The 20,565-nt window shown below is 42.3% G+C and carries 13 protein-coding genes; 8 read left to right on the forward strand and 5 right to left on the reverse strand.

Going from position 1 to position 20,565, the window contains the following annotated elements; translation table 11 throughout:
• Positions 1-12 precede the first annotated feature (12 nt).
• From LDO73_RS05900 to pncB, 4 genes are all read right to left on the reverse strand, one after another.
• Positions 13-1,203 (reverse strand): amino acid aminotransferase, encoded by a 1,191-nt coding sequence (locus LDO73_RS05900; protein ID WP_224060606.1) that lies wholly within the window; start codon positions 1,201-1,203, stop codon positions 13-15.
• A 424-nt stretch (positions 1,204-1,627) separates the two neighbouring features.
• Positions 1,628-2,740 (reverse strand): porin, encoded by a 1,113-nt coding sequence (locus LDO73_RS05905; RefSeq protein ID WP_282560773.1) that lies wholly within the window; start codon positions 2,738-2,740, stop codon positions 1,628-1,630.
• Between the two features lie 608 nt (positions 2,741-3,348).
• The gene (gene asnS / locus LDO73_RS05910) at positions 3,349-4,749 is read right to left on the reverse strand and encodes an asparagine--tRNA ligase (RefSeq protein WP_224060607.1); all 1,401 of its coding nucleotides are present in this window, start codon (positions 4,747-4,749) and stop codon (positions 3,349-3,351) included.
• 234 nt (positions 4,750-4,983) lie between these two features.
• A complete protein-coding gene (gene pncB, locus LDO73_RS05915; RefSeq protein WP_224060608.1) occupies positions 4,984-6,198 on the reverse strand; it encodes a nicotinate phosphoribosyltransferase in 1,215 nt (404 codons plus the stop codon).
• Between the two features lie 458 nt (positions 6,199-6,656).
• On the opposite strand from pncB, the gene pepN reads away from it, so the two are divergent.
• From pepN to LDO73_RS05930, 3 genes are all read left to right on the forward strand, one after another.
• Complete coding sequence (gene pepN, locus LDO73_RS05920) at positions 6,657-9,275, forward strand: aminopeptidase N (protein ID WP_224060609.1); 2,619 nt, start codon at positions 6,657-6,659, stop codon at positions 9,273-9,275.
• A 282-nt stretch (positions 9,276-9,557) separates the two neighbouring features.
• Positions 9,558-10,568: a quinone-dependent dihydroorotate dehydrogenase gene (pyrD, locus tag LDO73_RS05925; RefSeq protein ID WP_224060610.1), complete on the forward strand. Its 1,011-nt coding sequence runs from the start codon at positions 9,558-9,560 to the stop codon at positions 10,566-10,568.
• Positions 10,569-10,889: 321 nt separating this feature from the next.
• Positions 10,890-11,435, forward strand: coding sequence for a cell division protein ZapC (locus LDO73_RS05930; RefSeq protein ID WP_224060611.1), 546 nt, complete (start codon positions 10,890-10,892; stop codon positions 11,433-11,435).
• Positions 11,436-11,631: 196 nt separating this feature from the next.
• Here the strand turns inward: LDO73_RS05930 and LDO73_RS05935 are convergent, their stop codons facing one another.
• Positions 11,632-12,753, reverse strand: coding sequence for a YcbX family protein (locus tag LDO73_RS05935; protein ID WP_224060612.1), 1,122 nt, complete (start codon positions 12,751-12,753; stop codon positions 11,632-11,634).
• Between the two features lie 98 nt (positions 12,754-12,851).
• On the opposite strand from LDO73_RS05935, the gene rlmKL reads away from it, so the two are divergent.
• Genes rlmKL through pqiC form a run of 5 tightly spaced genes read left to right on the forward strand, consistent with a single transcriptional unit; the run spans position 12,852 to position 20,389 of the window.
• Positions 12,852-14,960: a bifunctional 23S rRNA (guanine(2069)-N(7))-methyltransferase RlmK/23S rRNA (guanine(2445)-N(2))-methyltransferase RlmL gene (gene rlmKL / locus LDO73_RS05940; protein ID WP_224060613.1), complete on the forward strand. Its 2,109-nt coding sequence runs from the start codon at positions 12,852-12,854 to the stop codon at positions 14,958-14,960.
• A 12-nt stretch (positions 14,961-14,972) separates the two neighbouring features.
• Positions 14,973-16,880, forward strand: a complete 1,908-nt coding sequence (locus LDO73_RS05945; RefSeq protein ID WP_224060614.1) for an ABC transporter ATP-binding protein — start codon at positions 14,973-14,975, stop codon at positions 16,878-16,880.
• A gap of 34 nt (positions 16,881-16,914) precedes the next feature.
• Positions 16,915-18,189 carry a membrane integrity-associated transporter subunit PqiA gene (gene pqiA, locus LDO73_RS05950; protein WP_224060615.1) on the forward strand — a complete coding sequence of 425 codons (1,275 nt, stop codon included), beginning with the start codon at positions 16,915-16,917 and terminating at the stop codon, positions 18,187-18,189.
• Positions 18,186-19,835, forward strand: a complete 1,650-nt coding sequence (pqiB, locus tag LDO73_RS05955) for an intermembrane transport protein PqiB (RefSeq protein ID WP_224060616.1) — start codon at positions 18,186-18,188, stop codon at positions 19,833-19,835. Before pqiA ends, pqiB begins: the two co-directional genes overlap by 4 nt.
• Complete coding sequence (gene pqiC / locus LDO73_RS05960) at positions 19,835-20,389, forward strand: membrane integrity-associated transporter subunit PqiC (RefSeq protein WP_224060617.1); 555 nt, start codon at positions 19,835-19,837, stop codon at positions 20,387-20,389. Before pqiB ends, pqiC begins: the two co-directional genes overlap by 1 nt.
• Positions 20,390-20,565 lie beyond the last annotated feature (176 nt).

Here is a 20,565-nt window from a genome sequence, read left to right on the forward strand (position 1 = left end):
TAAAATTTAATCTTAAAGTACTTTCACAATGGCATCACACAGAGGAACCATGTTTTCCAGTGTTAAGCCAGCCACGTTGATACGGCCAGAACTTACTGCATAGATACCAAATTCGCTACGTAGACGCTCTACCTGCTCTTTAGTCAGCCCACTGAAGGAGAACATACCATTTTGGTTGATGATGAAGCTAAAGTCTTGTTTAGCGCCTTTCTCTTCTAATGTTTTAACCAGCAACTGACGCATACGTTTGATACGCTCGCGCATTGAAGTCAGTTCTTGGATCCACTCAGCTTTTAATGTTTCATCAGACAGGATAGTGGTAACAACCGCCGCACCGTGTGCTGGTGGGTTAGAGTAGTTAGCACGAATAACCGCTTTCGCTTGGCTAAATGCGCGCTCAGCGTTATCGCTATCTTTGGCGATGATGGTGCAAGCACCCACTCGCTCATTGTACAGACCGAAGTTTTTCGAGAATGAGCTTGCCACAATCATTTCTGGGTTGTTTTTGGTGAAAATACGTAAGCCTTCCGCATCTTCATCTAAACCTTTCGCAAAACCTTGGTAAGCGAAATCGAATACTGCTAATAACCCTTTTTCAGCACACAGAGCAGCCAGTTGAGCCCATTGCTCTGGCGTTGGGTCAATACCAGTTGGGTTATGGCAGCAGCCATGAAGAACAATGACATCGCCTGCAACTGCAGAAGAGAGGCTGTTCAGCATGCCAGCAAAGTCCATACCGTGGTTAGCCGCATCGTAGTAATTGTAAGTCAGCACTTCTAAGCCAGCTGCTTCGAAAATATTCTTATGGTTAGGCCACGTTGGGTTGCTTATCCAAACACGCTTTGCGTTAGTTTGTTTAGCAATGAAATCGGCTGCGATACGCAGGGCACCTGTACCACCTGGTGCTTGTGCCGTACGAGCACGTTGTGAGCTGATGATTTCATGGTTAGCACCAAACAGCAGGGCTTGAGTGACACGACCAAACTCCGGCATTCCACTAATCGCGAGGTAATTTTTGGTATTCTCGTTTTCTAGCAGGAATTTCTCTGCTTTTTTGACCGTGTCTAGAACCGGGGTTTTACCTGATTCGTCTTTGTAGACACCGATACCGAGGTTGATTTTGTTATCGCGAGGATCAGCACGGAAACTATCAGCAAGACCGAGGATAGGGTCAGCTGGGGCAGAAATGATTTTCTCAAACATATTGTCGATTCCAAAACTCTGTGGTTTAGCTGAAAAGAGGTATAACGGAAAATGTCGAGCCATCAGAGTAACTTGGAAGAGGGTTTTTGCCAATTGTTTTACTAAAAATTGGTGTGATCTTGTGAGCTAGATAGCCATTACATCAAATTTAACCAAAAATAGAGTATAGACCAGTGAGTTAATCTAATTAGTGGGATTATTAACAAATAAGACGGTTTGCAGATTCGATAATGGGGAGTTCAGAGAAGTCAGGTTTGGGGGAGTGCAGTAAGTTATCGGTAAAACAAAATTTATAAAAAACGATCTATTTATAAAAATAATCTATAAAGCTCAATTTATAAAACATGAGCAATAAAAAAGCAGCGCCGGAGCGCTGCTTTCAAAAACATGATTTACTGTTTTCAGATTATCCGTTAACGGATAATTAGAATTGGTAAACTAAACCTAAACCAACTACGTTGTCAGTCATCAGACCAGCTTCGTTAGTGAAGTCGTTGTCTTTCAGCAGGTTGATTTTGTAATCAACAACTGCAGACATGTTTTTGTTGAAGTAGTAGTAAGAACCTACAGAGATATATTTAACTAAATCTTGGTTCTCATATTTGTCACCAGCGATGCTAGTGAAACCTAATGATTTACCTTTAGATTGGTTATAACCGATAGATGGTTTCAGACCGAAATCGAACAGGTATTGAGCAACTAATTCAACGTTTTCAGTTTTGTTAGCAATAAGGTTGTCTGAACCATAGTGAGTAGTGTTCAGAGATTGACCGTACATAGCTGCTAAGTATACGTTGTTAGCGTCAAATTTAGCACCAACGTTCCATGCTTCAGCGCGTTCGCCACGAGCAGTAGAAGTCAGAGCTTTTTGAGCTTCAGTACGAGCAGAGTTAGAGTAACCACCACCCAGAGTCACGCCCCAACCTAAGTCATAAGCGGTAGAGAAACCGTAACCGTCACCGTTGTCTTTGCTAGCTTTGTCAACACCTGATTTGTTTGAATCAGTGTTTTTGCCTTGATATTGCAGAGCGAAGCTCAGGCCATCAACATAACCGAACATGTTGTTGTTACGGTAAGTCGCTAAGTTACGGTTACGTGAAGTCATGAACGTATCAGACTGAGCCATGGTGTCGCCGCCCCATAATGGGAAAACGTCGGTCCATGCGTTCGTGTCATAGATAACACCGTAGTTACGGCCGTAGTCTACAGAACCGAAATCTTTGAATTTCAGACCAGCGTAAGCTAAACGGTTTTTGTTTTCTGCGTTAACTTCAGTTTTGTTAGTCTTAGTTTCCCACTCGAAACGACCAAAACCAGTCAGTTGGTCATTGATCTGAGTGTCACCTTTGATACCTAAACGAACGCGTGAATCGTCGCCATCTTCGCCGCTTTCTGAGTTAGCGAAATAGTGACGAACGTCAACTTTACCGTACAGGTCTAATTTGTTGCCGTCTTTGTTGTAGATTTCAGCTGCGTTTGCTGCACCAGCAGCTAACAGAGCTGGGATAACCATTGCAAGAATATTGCGTTTCATCATTATTATTACCCTCATTGGTGTTATTCGGACACCTGCCACTGCCAAAAATAATCCATAAATTTCTTTTGAACTATTTATGAGAGATTAGTGTCGTCTTTAGTCGGCGTCCAGTGTTCCATTGGTAGATAAATTTATCCACCCCCAAAATGCTACAAAAACGAAGATTCTGAAACAAATGGTAACAGAGTGTTTCTAAATGTAAAAAATAGAGTAAAAAACAACCGCTCATCCTACCAGTTGAAAAAATTTTACAAAAAAGAGGGAACTTTTTTGAAAGACAAATTGAACTTTTTTCGAACGATATCATTCATTGATGAGGGAAAAGTGTACTGACAAATAAGAATGGCAACACGCTCAAAGCAGATTATTCTTAGTCGGAATAGGAATCGTTAATAAAAAAGCAAAAAATAGGGTAATAAAAGGAAAACTGTGACAGTGCTCTCAAAATATTCAGTCAGGGACAATAATTAGCGATAAATCAATGTTAGCGACCCTTTTGGGTATGACGTTTTGATAAAAACGAGCAATAAATAGTCGGGATAAAAATATCGGGCCACTCAGTGACCCGATATGAATAACTATTTAAGCCGTATGACGGGCAATTAGCATTAGAATGCTGCGTTTCTTGGGGTACGTGGGAATGGGATCACTTCACGTACGTTGCTGACGCCAGTGACGTAAGCAATTAAACGCTCAAAACCAAGACCGAAACCGGAATGAGGCACAGTGCCGTAACGGCGCAGATCACGATACCACCAGTAATCTTCTTTATTCATGCCCATTTCTTCTAAACGTGCATCCAGTCTATCTAAACGTTCTTCACGCTGAGAACCACCGATGATTTCACCAATACCAGGGGCTAAGACGTCCATCGCGGCAACGGTTTTACCGTCTTCATTAAGGCGCATATAGAAAGCTTTAATATCTTTCGGGTAGTTTTTAACCACCACTGGCGCTTTAAAGTGTTGCTCAGCTAAGTAACGCTCATGCTCAGAAGACATATCGACACCCCAGTAAACCGGGTTTTCGAATTTCTGGCCGCAGGTTTCGAGGATTTTGATCGCATCGGTATAGTCAACTTGTGCAAAATCAGAATTCACAAAACGTTCCAGACGGTTAATCACGTCTTTATCAACACGCTCAGCAAAGAATTCAAGGTCATCACGACGTTCAGTTAATGCCGCTTTGAACGCATATTTCAGCATTTTTTCAGCCAGACCCGCGATGTCATCTAAGTTAGCAAATGCCACTTCAGGCTCTAACATCCAGAATTCAGCTAAGTGACGGCTGGTGTTGGAGTTTTCTGCGCGGAAAGTTGGACCAAAGGTATAGATTTTGCTTAATGCAGTCGCATAAGCTTCACCGTTCAACTGACCCGAAACCGTTAAGAAGGCTTCGCGACCGAAGAAATCTTCGCTGAAATCCACTTCGCCTTTGTCATTACGCGGCAAGTTGTTGTAGTCCAGTGTAGAAACACGGAACATTTCACCCGCACCTTCGGTATCTGATGCTGTGATAAGTGGGGTTGATACCCAGAAGAAACCCTGCTCATCAAAGAAACGATGCAGAGCTTGCGCTAATGTGTGGCGAACTCGTGCGACAGCACCGATTAAGTTAGTACGTGGACGCAAGTGAGCGGCTTCACGTAAAAACTCGATGCTGTGGCGTTTGGCTGCCATTGGGTAAGTGTCAGGATCTTCAACCCAACCAACGACTTTCACGGACGTTGCTTGTAATTCAAAAGATTGACCTTGACCTTGAGATTCGGTCACGACACCGGTGACTTCCACAGAGCAGCCTGTGGTTAAATGCAGGACTTCGTCATTATAATTAGATAAATTATTATTGATGATAGCCTGTAATGGGTTAAAGCATGAACCGTCATAAACGGCGAGGAAAGAAAAACCAGCTTTTGAATCTCTCCTTGTACGTACCCAGCCTTGAACGGTGACTTCAGAGCCCACCGCCACACGGCCTTGCAGTACATCGACTACAGGCGCAACGATCATAAAAATTACTCTCTTTTAAATAATATTAACGATATGAGATGACGAGTATGCGTTATTGGGGTTGACTGCTTAAGGGTTTACTAAGAAACACTATATAAGAAGAAAACTCACGATAAGAAAAAGCGATAACCCGACATCTTTTCCGAAATCCCATATTTCAGGGGTAATCTGCTATGTTACTTGCCATTTGGCAGGAAACAAGTAAAAAATCGCTATCGGGTTATTAATTTGTTTTTAGCAGGCTTTTTCCATTTTAGGAAGGTCAAAGGCTTTGCGTAGCTGATTCACAAATTCATCATCTTCACAGATGGTTTTTCCGGGGCTATCGGATAATTTAGCAACGGGTTTGCCATTACATTCCACCAGCTTGATCACGATATTCATCGGAACCACATTCGGAATGTTGCAAGTGAGCCTTGTGCCAATACCAAACACTAAATTTACCCGTTTATTGAAATAGTGGTATAGCTCTAAGGCTTTTTGCAGGTCTAAATTATCGGAGAACACCAGTGTTTTACTCAGTGGATCAATGCCCAATTTCTGATAATGGGCGATAGCTTTTTCACCCCATTCAATAGGATCCCCAGAATCGTGGCGTAACCCTTGGTAACGATTAGCAAACTCGCGGTCAAAATCACGCAGAAATGCATCCATCGTAATACAATCGGTGAGGGCGATACCCAAATGATTTGGGTACTCATCTAGCCAGCTTTGTAGGGCTTCACGTTGGCTATTGGCGAGTTCAGGGCTTATCTGTTGATGAGCTTGGAACCATTCATGTGCTTGGGTACCTACAGGCATTAAGCCCAATTCACGAGCTAATTTGTAGTTACTGGTACCGACTAAATAAGGAAACTCTTGCTTGAGCATGCCCACGATAGCCGCTTGTACTTCATAGGAAAAACGCCGACGAGTACCGAAATCCATCAACTTAAAACCGGATAGATTCAATTGGCGTTCGCTGGCTTCTTGATAAAACAGTCCCAGTAATTTGCGCAGTTGGTTAACGGCAGCATCCGCGGTAATGGTAGGGTGTCTATCACGTTGAACAATTTCACTCACGAGCGCTAATAGTGGTACTTCCCACATAATCACTTCGCGCCATGGGCCACTGATTCGCATTGCCAGTTGACCATTATCAGCGACGCTGACGACAACTTGCTCAGGATTAAAGCGGAATGTTTTTAGCCACGAGAGGTAGTCTTCGGTGAAAAAGGGCAGAGTACGCAGGTACTGATATTCATCATCCGAAAGCGAAAGCTGTGCCATCAATTGGATCTGTTGTTCAATCTCATTGGCATAGGCACCTAAAATATCACTGCTACGGCAACGAAATTCAGCGACAACAGGCACTTGGTTGTAGCGGTGAAAAACGGCTTGCTGCATATGAAGCTTATAAGCATCGGTATCCAGCAGTGATGTAATAATCGGTGTTACGTCTAAATTCATGCGCGCAGAGTTCCTCGCGGAGCTGACTAATTGCTAAATCGTTAAAGTTGAAAAAGTATACCCGCTTTAACAAAAGATAGAAGTTTTATTCTATCTGTATGTTGTTGGAAGATAATTCAACTTTAATCCACCCAATTAACTGTTGAGTTAAACGTTTTAATATTGTTCTTTTATATAGGAGGCATCTTTTATTTACGGTTAGATAACATACTCAGAACAATAATCACCGAATGATACTAACATGTAAATTTAGATTTAATAGATCTATAGCACCAACAGGCAAACCGTACGCCTACAAAGTTGGATACTACTCTCATAAATTTGATGGGGAATTATAGAAAAATATCGCAATTTGTGATGGAAATGTTTCTCAAGTCCATTCACATTAGTTCATCTTATAGTATTGTATGCAGTAGAAAGAGACTATGACTCGGATATAACGAATAAAAAGGTTACCTATGACTCAGTTAAGACAAGCGAAATATCGTCAAGATTATCAATCACCTGATTATACAATTACAGAAATATCCCTTGATTTTGACCTTGATCCCGCCAAAACCAAAGTGACCGCTATCAGTAAGGTAAAACGCCTTAATCCGCAGTCTTCCACCTTAGAATTATTTGGTGAAGATTTAACTCTTATTAGCCTTGAAGTCGATGGTAAAGCGTGGACAAACTATAAAGAAGAATCCGGCAAGCTTATCATTGAATCGCTACCAGACGCGTTTACGCTGAGTATTGTTAATGAGATTAGCCCTGAAAAAAACAGTGCGTTAGAAGGTTTATATGTTTCTGGTGAAGCTTTGTGTACTCAGTGTGAGGCTGAAGGTTTCCGCCACATTACTTATTACCAAGATCGCCCCGATGTTTTAGCGCGTTACACAACCAAAATTACGGCAGACAAATCCCGTTATCCTTATTTACTTTCTAACGGTAATCGCATCGCAGAAGGTGAACTGGAAGATGGTCGCCATTGGGTCAAATGGGAAGACCCGTTCCCGAAACCAAGTTATTTATTTGCATTGGTCGCTGGGGACTTTGATGTTTTACGCGATGAGTTTGTGACTCGTACTGGTCGCAAAGTCGCATTAGAGCTGTTTGTTGATAAAGGCAACTTAGACCGTGCGCCATGGGCAATGAAATCCCTGCAAAATGCAATGAAATGGGACGAGGAGCGTTTCGGTTTAGAATATGACCTTGATATCTATATGATTGTTGCCGTTGATTTCTTCAACATGGGCGCAATGGAAAATAAAGGCCTGAACGTATTTAACTCGAAGTACGTTTTAGCGAAAAGCGAAACAGCCACAGATAAAGATTATCTGAATATTGAATCTGTGATTGGTCACGAATATTTCCATAACTGGACTGGTAACCGTATTACTTGTCGTGACTGGTTCCAATTAAGCCTAAAAGAAGGGCTGACCGTATTCCGTGATCAGGAATTTAGCTCAGATTTAGGTTCACGTTCAGTTAACCGCATTAATAATGTCAAAGTCATGCGAGCGGCACAGTTTGCGGAAGATGCGAGCCCGATGGCGCATCCAATTCGCCCTGAAAAAGTGATCGAAATGAATAACTTTTATACACTGACAGTGTATGAAAAAGGTTCTGAAGTTATCCGCATGATCCACACTTTGCTTGGAGAAGAGATGTTCCAAGCAGGGATCCAGCTGTATGTTCATCGCCATGATGGCAGCGCGGCAACCTGTGATGATTTCGTGCAGGCGATGGAAGATGCATCGAACGTGGATTTATCCCTATTCCGTCGCTGGTATAGTCAATCAGGAACGCCAGTACTGACAGTTCGTGATGAATATTCCCCAGAGAAGCAACAATATACGCTGCATGTTAGCCAAATGACGCCACCAACTGCCGACCAAGCAGAAAAGCAGCCTCTGCATATTCCGCTGGATATCGAATTGTATGGTGAAGATGGTGCAGTGATCCCGCTTAAGCGTGATGGCAGTTTGGTTAACTCAGTCTTAAACGTCACTCAAGCGTCACAAAGTTTTGTGTTTGACCATGTGACTTCTCGCCCAGTTCCTTCTTTATTACGTGAATTTTCTGCGCCAGTAAAATTGGATTATCCATATACGGATGCTCAATTAGCATTTTTAATGCAGCATGCGAGCAATGAATTTTCTCGCTGGGATGCGGCGCAGCAACTAATCAATAACTACGCCAAAATTAACGTAGAAAAACTGCACAAAGGGGAAGCGCTGGTTCTGCCTGAGCATGTTGTGGATGCATTCCGCGCTGTATTGCTCAGTGACAATATTGATCCTGCATTAGCCGCTTTAATTTTGACTCTGCCTTCAGAAAATGAAATTGCGGAGCTGTTTACCGTTATTGATCCTGTGGCAATCCATAAAGCGATTGATTTTATTCATTCAACGCTCGCGAATGAAATGCACGATGAGTTCTTAACGGTGTATCGCTCGATTAATATTGATGGGTATCGTGTTGATCACGGAGATATTGCGCTGCGTTCACTGCGTAATACTTGCTTGCAATATTTAGCGGCCGCGGACGACCGTGAGTTAGCAAACAAGCTGGTGGAAGCCCAATATCGCAGTGCGGATAATATGACAGATTCATTAGCTGCATTAACCGCTGCAAACGAAGCGGGCTTGCCATGTCACGCTGAGCTGATGACTGATTTTGATGATCGCTGGCATCATGATGGTTTGGTGATGGACAAGTGGTTTACGCTGCAAGGTACCAACCCAGCTAAAAACACACTGGCGAAAGTACGTGAATTATTAAACCACCGCTCATTTAGTATGACTAATCCGAACCGTGTGCGTGCATTAGTGGGGTCATTTACGGCAGGCAACCCAGTGAACTTCCATGCGGAAGATAGTAGCGGTTATCAATTCCTGTATGAGATCTTAGTGGATCTAAATACCCGTAACCCGCAAGTTGCTTCTCGATTAATTGAGCCACTAATTCGTTTTAAACGCTATGATGCGAAGCGCCAAGGTTTAATGCGTGAGGTTTTGGAAAAACTGAAAGGGCTAGAAAATCTTTCCGGGGATCTGTTTGAGAAGATAACCAAAGCGCTAGAAAGCTAATTCTTAGAATAAATGTATGTAAGCCCTTAGATTTTCGAGTCTAAGGGCTTTTTTATGGTAGAAGATCAAAACAATTAGCACTTTTAGTGATATTTTCATGGATTATTACCCCACAGTTGGGGTAGCATATGTGCCGTTTTATCAAGCCAATCTCACTTGTATGCTCACAAACCCTATTTGGTAAAACAGGTTTGGGGGTATTTTTGCACGCGCTGAGTTTGAGTGTGTCGTGTAGAGAAATGCATATTCAATCGTACTTAGACAGAAAGTAGGTTAATAGCTATGTTATATCACCTTGCCCGAAAGGCACTGTTTCAGCTCGACCCTGAAAAGGCCCATGAATTAACGTTTCGTCAGCTTCAGCGTTTAAACCACTCTCCTCTCCAATTTCTCCTCCGCCAATCTATTGCAACCAAACCCGTTACCTGTATGGGACTCTCCTTTAAAAATCCATTAGGCTTAGCCGCAGGACTCGACAAAAATGGCGAGTGCATTGATGCGTTTGGAGCTATGGGATTTGGTTTTGTAGAAATAGGAACCGTTACACCACGTCCTCAAGACGGAAATGACAAACCAAGATTATTCAGAGTTGTTGAAGCGGAAGGTATTATTAACCGCATGGGTTTCAACAATAAAGGGGTTGATAACCTTGTTGAGAACGTTAAAAAATCAACCTACGGCGGGATTATCGGGATTAATATTGGTAAGAATAAAGATACGCCCGTTGAGCATGGTAAAGACGATTATTTAATTTGTATGGATAAAGTGTATGCTCACGCAGGGTATATCGCGATTAATATTTCATCACCAAATACCCCTGGATTACGCACATTACAATATGGGGAAGCGCTGGATGATTTATTAAGTGGCATTAAAGAGAAGCAATTAGCACTGCAATCACTCCATCAGAAATATGTTCCTGTTGCGGTCAAAATTGCACCGGATTTAACTGAAGAAGAAATTGTGCAAGTTGCTGACAGTTTGGTGAGACATAATATTGATGGCGTTATTGCGACGAACACCACATTAGATCGTTCTTTAGTTCAAGGTTTAAATTATTGCAATGAAGCCGGTGGTTTAAGTGGTCGTCCCGTGCAATTAAAAAGTACCCAAGTCATTAAACTTATTTCCCGTGAATTAAATGGAAGATTACCAATTATTGGTGTTGGTGGTATTGATTCATTAACGGCCGCCAGAGAAAAAATGGAAGCAGGGGCATCATTAGTCCAAATTTATTCTGGTTTTATTTACCACGGACCAAAATTAATAAAGGATATTGTTAATCACATCTAAAAAATGGTGATTAATTATACAAGGGGGTTTATTTATTCCCCCTTTTATCCTATATTAAGGTTGAACATAAATTATATCCATTAAATGACAAGTTATACGTGTAGTTGTGCGGCATATAGTTATAGCTTTGCTACATATAGTTTTCGCTCATCTGATTAATTCGTTATTAAAAAGTCGACATTGACGTTTGCTTATATTGATCAGTCTATCGTGTATCTTTTTCTTTTAAGCTTCAGGATATAACAGAGATATGTTTAAAGGGATCTTAATAAAGGATCCAAACAAAGCTTATTTGCTTATAACATCGCTAAAGGATCGTTTATGAATATTAAACCTGATGATCATTGGCGTTGGTATTTTGATCGTGACCATGACAGAGTGATGTTAGATCTCGCCAACGGCATGATATTTCGGTCTTGTTTTCCAGCTAAAATGTTGACTGTTTCTGCACAAAATGAAATGCCTTTTAGTATCGAAGATGCAGCAGAGTTTTATTTATTTGATGAGCAAGCCAAAAGATTAAATATTAGTTATGAAGAGAGAGCGGAATTAGTCTTAAATAGCCTAGTTGCTTACCGCTTTTTAAAACCCCAAATGCCCAAAAGTTGGTATTTTTCCAGTTTCCATTTTATGAGTACGCCAGAACGCGGTCAGCTAATTCAGGTATGCTTAGAAAATACCAATGTATATTCAACGTTTATTATTGCAGAGGCGGGTGACTCAGCAAGCTTATGTTTATTAGCTGAACCATCATTAGAATTACCAGATCGTACTTTACGATTCTGTGATCCAATTAAGATCATGAACGATCGGATGATGCATTATCAATCGAGAACTAAGCGTCTATTATATGGAAACGCCATGTAATTGATCACTGATGATCATATTCGTATTTCGATTATTTTTATGCTGAATAAAGTTTTCTATGCAAAATAAATAAAATGAAAAAATAGGCATGATAAAATTTATACGATAAATGCAGCTGAAGAATATGAGAAGAATTTATCTTTAATTAAGAGCCTCAACTAAAAAATCATTTTCTTAGTTGAGGCTTTATTTTTATTTAATCAGCTTGATTAAAAGCAAGCTTGATGGCAGTTTTTGGAATACAGCTACAAGCTAAAATATCCCCATTGTCTTTGATAGCGCTTTGTTTTAGTGGGGAGACTTCCCCTTCAAGCAGTGAAATTCGGCAACGCCCACAAATCCCCGCGCGGCATGAATAAGGGATTGAAAGCCCATGAGATTCAAGCTGTTCAAGGATCACATGCTCTGTGTTTCCACTATATTCTATCTCTTCAAAAACTAACTTCACCGTCGTTGGAGTAGGTTTTGTGGTCTGGGTAATAGGGGCTTCTCTATCTCGTAATGGATACTGTTTTGGCTGCTTAGTTTCTAATACGGTGAGGGTATCCCCTACGCGGATGATCCCCGTATTTTCGATTAATACATTTTGCCCAAAATCTACATCACCGGAGTCATCCATACGGAAGGTTTGTAGTGTGGCGAGCGGTTCTGCTTGTGGGTGCTTGATCCCTTTTTCTGGGCTAACGGTGGTCAAAATACAGCGGCTACAAGGTTTATCTAAAGTGAAGATCACATCGCCAATTTGAATGCGTTTCCAGCTATCTTCTTCGAATGGCTTAGCACCGGTAATAATTAAGTTACCACGAAATTGTTCGAGTTTTACGCTAGCTGGGCAGCGGCGTTGCAGCTCTTGTACTGAGGCTTCATTGATCAGTAAAAATGGGTAGCCATCAGCGAAAGATAAGGGAACGTCTTGGTGCTTTTTGACTCGACGAGATAATTCAGGACTTAACCATCTTAGTTGGACTGGCTCGTCAAAAAAGCTGCTTAACCAACTATTTATCTCATTAGGTGCAATAAGTGCATGAAAATGATTGCCCCAAACTTCTGTAGGGCTCTGTTTCTCATTAAAGTCCTGATACAATACGGTGGCGCTTTCACCATTAGGTGCTTTTAGATAAAGCCCATTATTGAGCATCGCTGGGGTAAATAATAACATCTGCGGATATTTACGTGCAGTGATAAACTTACCTTCTAATGTGGTGACCATAAAGTTACGATCAAACGTCAATCCGCTGATATCAGCGTAACCATGAGATAGACGAATGCCCCTCATTGACTTGACTGGGTGTGTATACAGGCGCGAAAGCGTAATCATTTTTTAATCCTATAATTGTTGTGCAGCAACTTTATGACAAGTGCATGAGATTAGCTATAATGCGCAACAATTTTTCATCGAAATCGGTAATAAATACTATGAATTCTCTGTTTGCCAGCACAGCTCGAGGCCTGGAAGAACTACTGAAAACTGAATTGGAAGCGCTAGGCGCTAGCCAGTGCAAAGTGGCACAAGGGGGCGTCTATTTTCAGGCTGATGACCGTGTGATGTATCAAAGTCTACTGTGGAGTCGACTGGCATCCCGTATTTTATTACCGTTGAGTGATTTTGATGTCTATAGTGACCTTGATTTATATCTCGGTGTGCAAGCAATCGACTGGTCAGAAATATTCTCTGTAAATGATACTTTTGTGGTGCATTTCACGGGAACCAACGAAGAGATCCGCAACAGCCAATACGGTGCATTGAGAGTTAAAGATGGTATCGTGGATAGCTTTGTTCGCAAATTGGACCAACGCCCTGATGTAGCACGCCAAGAAGCTGATATTCGCATTAACGTCTACCTGAATAAAGAACGCGCAAGCGTGGCACTCGACTTGAGCGGTGATTCACTGCACATTCGTGGCTATCGTGACCTTGCAGGGCAAGCGCCATTAAAAGAGACGTTAGCGGCAGCAATTATTAGCCGTTCAGGTTGGCAGAAAAATACCCCGATGGTCGACCCTATGTGTGGTTCTGGGACACTGTTAATTGAAGCAGCAATGATTGCAGCAGATAGAGCGCCGGGATTATATCGCCAGCATTGGGGATTCAATGCATGGCTGAAACATAATCCTGAATTATGGCGTGAAGTCGTCACAGAAGCTCAGGTACGTTTCCGTCAAGGCTTGAAAGATACCACTTCCCGTTTCTATGGTTTTGATATTGATAAGCGTGTGTTGGATATGGCGCGTGCCAATGCTCGCCGTGCAGGATTGCAAGATTTAATCACTTTCAATCATGGTGATGCCGCGGCACTGGAAAACCCAGTTAAAACGGATATTAAGGGAACTATTATTAGTAACCCGCCATACGGTGAGCGTCTGGAAAGTGAACCTGCATTAATCGCATTACATAGCCAATTTGGCCGTATTGTGAAAGCGCGTTTCCCAGGCTGGCGTTTATCGATTTTCAGTGCATCCCCTGAGTTATTAAGCTGCTTACAATTACGTTCTGAGCGTGAATTTAAAGCGAAAAATGGTCCATTGGATTGCGTACAGAAAAACTACCAATTAGCGGAAACGCCATCAGAAACTATTGCGGAAATTTCCCCAGATTTTGCTAACCGTTTACGTAAAAACCAGAAAAAACTGGCGAAATGGGCGAAGCAGCAAGGTATTGAATGTTATCGTCTGTATGATGCGGATTTACCTGAATACAATGTGGCCGTGGATATTTATGGGGACAAAGTCGTTATCCAAGAATACGCACCGCCAAAAACCGTTGATGAGCGTAAAGCGCGTCAGCGCCTGTTCGATGTGATCACCGCAACGATGAATGTTCTTGAATTGACATCAAATCAGTTAATATTGAAAACGCGTCAGCGTCAAAAAGGGAAACAACAGTACGAAAAATTAGCGCAGAAAGATGATTTCTTCTTAGTGAATGAATATAACGCTAAATTGTTAGTTAACTTAACTGACTATCTGGATACTGGGTTATTCCTCGACCACCGTATTGCTCGTCGTATGTTAGGTGAAATGAGTCGTGGTAAAGACTTCTTAAACCTCTTTTGCTACACCGGTACTGCGACTGTTCATGCAGGGTTAGGCGGTGCGAAGAGTACTACCTCTGTGGATATGTCTCGTACCTATTTAGAGTGGGCAGAGAAAAACTTGCAAGCCAACCAGCTTACGGGTCGTCAGCACCGTTTAATGCAAGCGGATTGTTTGAATTGGTTAGCCAATAGTGATGAGCAATTTGACTTGATTTTCATCGATCCACCAACGTTCTCAAACTCGAAACGTATGGATGGAACCTTTGACGTTCAACGTGATCATGTGCAATTAATCACCAATTTGAAACGCATGCTGCGTCGCGGTGGAACCGTGATGTTCTCAAACAACAAACGCGGGTTCAAAATGGATCTCGAAGCACTGACTGAACTTGGCTTAAAAGCACAAGAAATCACCGCTAAGACACTGTCAGAAGACTTCGCACGTAACCGTCAAATTCACAACTGCTGGTTAATTAGCCACGCAGAGTAAGGAACAGAATTAATGGCTTTAATTAATTTATCGGGCGCATACCTCGCGTTTAGTGATGCGCCTCTGTTAGACAATACTGAAATTCATATTGAAGATAATGAACGCGTCTGTTTAGTGGGTCGCAACGGGGCAGGGAAATCGACCTTGATGCGCGTATTGACCAAAGAACAACCATTAGATGATGGTCAACTGATTTACGAACAAGATCTGATTGTTGCCCGCTTACAGCAAGATCCACCGCGTAACGTGGAAGGCACTATTTTTGATTTTGTTGCTGAAGGCGTCGCTGAGCAGGCGAAATACCTCAAGGATTATCACCATCAACTTAAATTGGTGGAAACAGATCCAAGCGAGAAAAACTTAAATAAGCTGGCGGATTTACAAGAGGTTCTGGATAACTTAAACCTCTGGTTATTAGATTCGCGTATTAGTGATGTGCTCAAAAAGCTGGGTTTACCAGCAGATGCAGAGTTATCTTCATTATCCGGTGGTTGGTTACGTAAAGCGGCATTAGGACGTGCTTTAGTAAGCAATCCTCGCGTGCTGTTCTTAGATGAGCCGACTAACCACTTAGATATTGAAACCATTTTATGGTTAGAAACCTTTTTGAAGGATTTCCAAGGTAGCATCGTCTTTATTTCCCATGACCGTTCTTTCATTCGTAATATGGCAACCCGTATTATCGATTTAGACCGTGGTCAGCTCGCCTCTTGGCCGGGTAACTATGATGATTATCTGATCAATAAAGAAGAAGCGCTGCGTGTTGAAGAGATGCAAAATGCGGAGTTTGATCGCAAATTAGCACAGGAAGAAACCTGGATCCGTCAAGGGATCAAAGCGCGCCGTACCCGTAATGAAGGGCGTGTTCGCGCGCTGAAAGCATTGCGAGTAGAACGCTCGGAACGCCGCGAAGTGATGGGTACTGCGCGTATGCAAGTCGGTGAAGCAGCACGTTCCGGTAAAATTGTATTTGAGTTAGAAAACGTTAATTATCAAATTGATAATAAAGTTTTAGTGAAGGATTTCTCTGCGCAAGTGATGCGTGGCGATAAAATTGCATTGGTGGGACCTAATGGTTGTGGTAAAACCACACTGTTACGTTTAATGCTGGGTGATTTACAAGCAGACAGTGGACGCGTTCACTGTGGGACTAAACTTGAAGTTGCGTATTTTGACCAGCACCGCGCAGCACTCGACCCAGACAAAACCGTTATGGATAACCTTGCGGAAGGTAAGCAAGAGGTTATGGTTAATGGTAAACCTCGTCATGTATTGGGTTACCTGCAAGACTTTATGTTTCCGCCAAAACGTGCGATGACGCCTGTAAGAGCGTTATCCGGTGGTGAGCGTAACCGCTTATTATTAGCGCGTTTGTTCTTAAAACCAAGTAACTTGCTGATCCTCGATGAACCAACCAACGACCTTGATGTAGAAACATTAGAGTTACTGGAAGAGCTGGTGGATGGGTATCAAGGTACCGTTTTATTAGTTAGCCATGATAGAGAATTCGTGGATAACAGCGTAACAGAGTGCTGGATTTTCGAAGGTAACGGCGAAATTAACCGCTTTGTGGGGGGCTATTATGATGCTCAACATCAAAGAGCACAAACCGTACGTCTGAAATCGGAGCAAACCAGTAAAGTAGCTGCGCCAGGAAAAGAGGCTAAGCCAAATGAAGCCCCTAAACGTGCAAATAAGCTTAGTTATAATTTATTGCGCGAATTAGAGCAATTACCGGCGAAATTAGAGCAACTTGAAGGGGATATTGAAGTTCTTCAAGCACAGATTGGCGATGCAGATTTCTTTAATCAGCCACATGATGTGACTGAACAAGCGTTAACTGCACTTGCCGCTAAAGAACAAGAGTTAGAGCAGGCGTTTGATCGTTGGCAGGAGCTAGAGCTGTTGAAAAACGGTTGATATGACGATTTGAATCAAAAGGAGAGAAAACACCTTGTGTTCTCATGAGCCCCATGAACATGTGCTCTGTCCACAGTGCGACATGATGGTTGCTGTTCCTGAATTGGAACAAGGCAATAAAGCCACATGTCCGCGTTGTGAAACAACACTCATATCCAAGTGGCGTTATCCTTACAGGCAACCCGCAGCATATGCATTTAGTGCATTGGTTATGCTGGTGATTGCCTGCCTTTTCCCATTTGTAAAAATGAGCGCCGCAGGTATTGAAAATGAAATCTCCATATTTCAAATCATCGAGATTATTATGGGGACGCGTTACAGCGGCTTAGCGCTGTTTTTTTTCCTGTTTTCTCTGATTATTCCCGCATTTTGCATGGTGACTATCATCTTGTTAGGGCTGCGGGTTCACCTTCCCAAATCAATAAAAGTGCTTATAACCCGGATTCTCTTTCAGATGAAATCGTGGTGTATGGCGGAGATTTTTTTGGCGGGGGTGTTAGTTAGTTTCGTTAAGTTAATTGCTTATGGAGATATTGGCATAGGGATGAGTTTTCTCCCTTATTGCGCATTTTGTATGATGCAAGTGCGCGCGTTTCAGTGCCTAGATCGACATTGGTTATGGAACAAAATTGAAGATGCGCCCAAACTCAATAAACCGTTGATTGTAGGACAAACCGGCATCAGCCAAAATGTGCGTTTATGCCTAGTTTGTACCGCGATTTTGCCTGCGGAACAACATGAATGTCCGCGCTGTCATTCCCATGGTAGTGTGCGTAAAAAGCAGAGTTTGCAGTGGACATTAGCGCTGCTGCTAACGTCAATCATGCTGTATATCCCCGCGAACGTTTTGCCTGTGATGACAACAAATGCTATAGGCAGTGATCTACCTTCAACGATTATGGATGGTGTGATCCTTCTCTGGGAGGATGGTTCATTCCCCGTCGCCATGATTATTTTTATTGCCAGTATTATGGTGCCTTCTTTGAAAATGATCGGTATAGCATGGCTATGTCTTGATTCTCAAGGGTTTGGCAACCGTGACCCCCATAGAATGCATTTTATTTATGAGCTGGTGGAGTATGTTGGTCGCTGGTCAATGATCGACGTGTTTGTGATTACCATTTTGACTGCATTGGTTCAAATGGGGCAGTTGATGAATATCGTACCTGACCAAGGCGTCATTTTCTTTGGTGTGGTGGTGATCTTGACGATGTTTGCCGCACTGACATTTGATCCTCGCTTAACATGGGATCGTTGTGAAAAGAGAGATGCAGTTAAAACTGTTGAACAAAAAGGAGCCGCAGGGTGACAGATCAAGAAACACCACAGGCCAATGCTAAAGTGAGTAAGTTAAAGAGCTGGTCACCGGTTTGGGTGATCCCGATTGTGACTCTACTCATCGGTGCTTGGATTATGTTCTACCATTTCAGCCATCAAGGCCCAGAAGTGACGTTAATCACTTACAGTGCGGAAGGGGTTGAAGCAGGTAAAACCAAAATTAAAAGTCGTAGCGTGGATATTGGGGTGGTTGAAAGCGTCACCCTAGATGCTAATTTTAGCCGGGTAATCATTAAAGCGCGTTTAAATCCAGAAATGGAAGATTTGCTACGCTCGGATTCTGCTTTTTGGATTGTGAAGCCTACGATTGGCCGTGATGGGGTAACAGGACTAGGAACGTTACTATCAGGGGCCTATATTGAATTACAACCGGGTGTGGCTAAAAAAGAACACTTTGAATTCACGCTATTAGATACGCCACCTTTAGCCTCGCCAGATGCCAAAGGTAAGCGCATTATCTTAACTAGCGACAAAGCGGGGCAGCTCAATGCCGGTGACCCTGTATTATTCCGTGGTTATCGTGTTGGATCCGTTGAAACCAGTAATTTTGACATGGATAAACGCGATATGCGTTATCAGCTGTTTATCAATGCACCATATGACAAGTTAATTAGTAGCAACGTACGTTTCTGGAAAGATAGTGGTATTGCCTTTGATATGTCTTCCCAAGGGGTGCATGTTTCGATGGGGTCGGTGGCGACATTATTGACTGGTGGCGTGAGTTTTGATGTGCCTGAAGGATGGGTACCTGGAGAAACAGTTAAAGAGAATGCGCAGTTCGAACTGTTTGATACTCAATCGAGTATTCAGGATTCGTTATATACCACATACCAAGATTTTGTGTTGTTCTTCTCTGACTCTGTACGCGGTTTACAGCCGGGCGCACCAGTAGAATTCCGCGGCATTCGTTTAGGTACAGTGGCACAAGTGCCGTTCTATACAGCGGGTCTGGATCAGTCTCTTGATAATAATTTCCGTATTCCAGTGTTGATCCATATCGAGCCAGAGCGTTTTTCTAAGGATGTCGGTAAAGATTTTAACCTGAAAAATGAACTGAATCTGGCGATGAAAAATGGCTTAAGAGCTTCGTTAAAATCCGGTAATTTATTAACGGGTGCACTGTATATCGACCTCGACTTTATTCCAGATGTACCAGAGTATAAAGGTCCTTATGTTATTGCAGGCTATAAAATTATTCCAACACACAGTGGTGGTTTAGCGCAGATCCAGCAAAAAGTGATTGCTGTGCTGGATAAAATCAACAATATGCCAATTGAGCCTATGTTGAAACAAACAACTCAAACATTAGCTGAAGGTCAAAAACTGGTTCAAGAAGCGAATGTGATGTTTACGCAGTTGAATAAATTAATGTCTAGCAAAGAGTTCCAAAGTTTACCTGTAGACATGCAAAAATCACTGAAAGAGATAAACAAAACCATGCAAGGCTTCCAACCAGGCTCTCCAGCGTATAATAAGATGGTTGATGATATGCAGCGTTTAGATCAGGTACTCCGTGAAGTTCAACCACTATTGCGCACGCTGAATAATAAGAGCAATGCACTTGTGTTTGAAGCAGAGCCAAGCAAGGATGTTGTTCCTAAAGGAGTGAAAAAATAATGAGATATCTATTAGCAATAGGTGTTTTTCTACTGGCTGCTTGTAGTAGCAGCCCTGAGAAAATGTACTATCAATTACCTATGAAGGCCCCTGAGGTTCAATCTGTGGCCGTGATGGACAAAGGCCAAATCTGGCTGCAGCGTATTACGCTAGCCGATGTGCTGACATCAAATGGGATCACTTACCAAACGTCCGATGTGGCTTATTCAAATGCGAGTGCGCATTTATGGGCTAGCCCGTTAGAGCAGCAATTAGGACAATCAATGGTGCGTGAGCTGTCTTCTGCGTTGCCAGATAGATTTATCTCTTTACAGCCTCTGCAAAACTCACCAGAGACGTTGGACATCACTCTAACGGCATTCAATGGTCGTTATGATGGGAAAGTTTTAGTGCAGGGATTTTGGACATTGATGCGTGGCGACAAAGTTGTGCGCCGCAACTTTGATATCCAATTAGAACAGCAAGAAGATGGTTATCCTGAATTAGTCAGAACGTTAGCGAGTGGCTGGCAAAAAGTGGCTACAGATATTGCCCAAGAGATAAGCAAGCCATAACTTGATAATGATTTTGTTGTTAAATGAATGCACTACCGTAAAACGTAGTGCATTTTTTTGTTATTTTACAATTCAAAAAGTGGATATTGAAGATTTTAATTGATTGATAAACAATAAGTTTATTTCTAATTGGTTGAATATCAGTAGGTTGTGATTATCTCGAAATGTAGGTCACA

The organism is Providencia alcalifaciens, from assembly GCF_915403165.1.
GTDB classification, from domain to species: domain Bacteria; phylum Pseudomonadota; class Gammaproteobacteria; order Enterobacterales; family Enterobacteriaceae; genus Providencia; species Providencia alcalifaciens_C.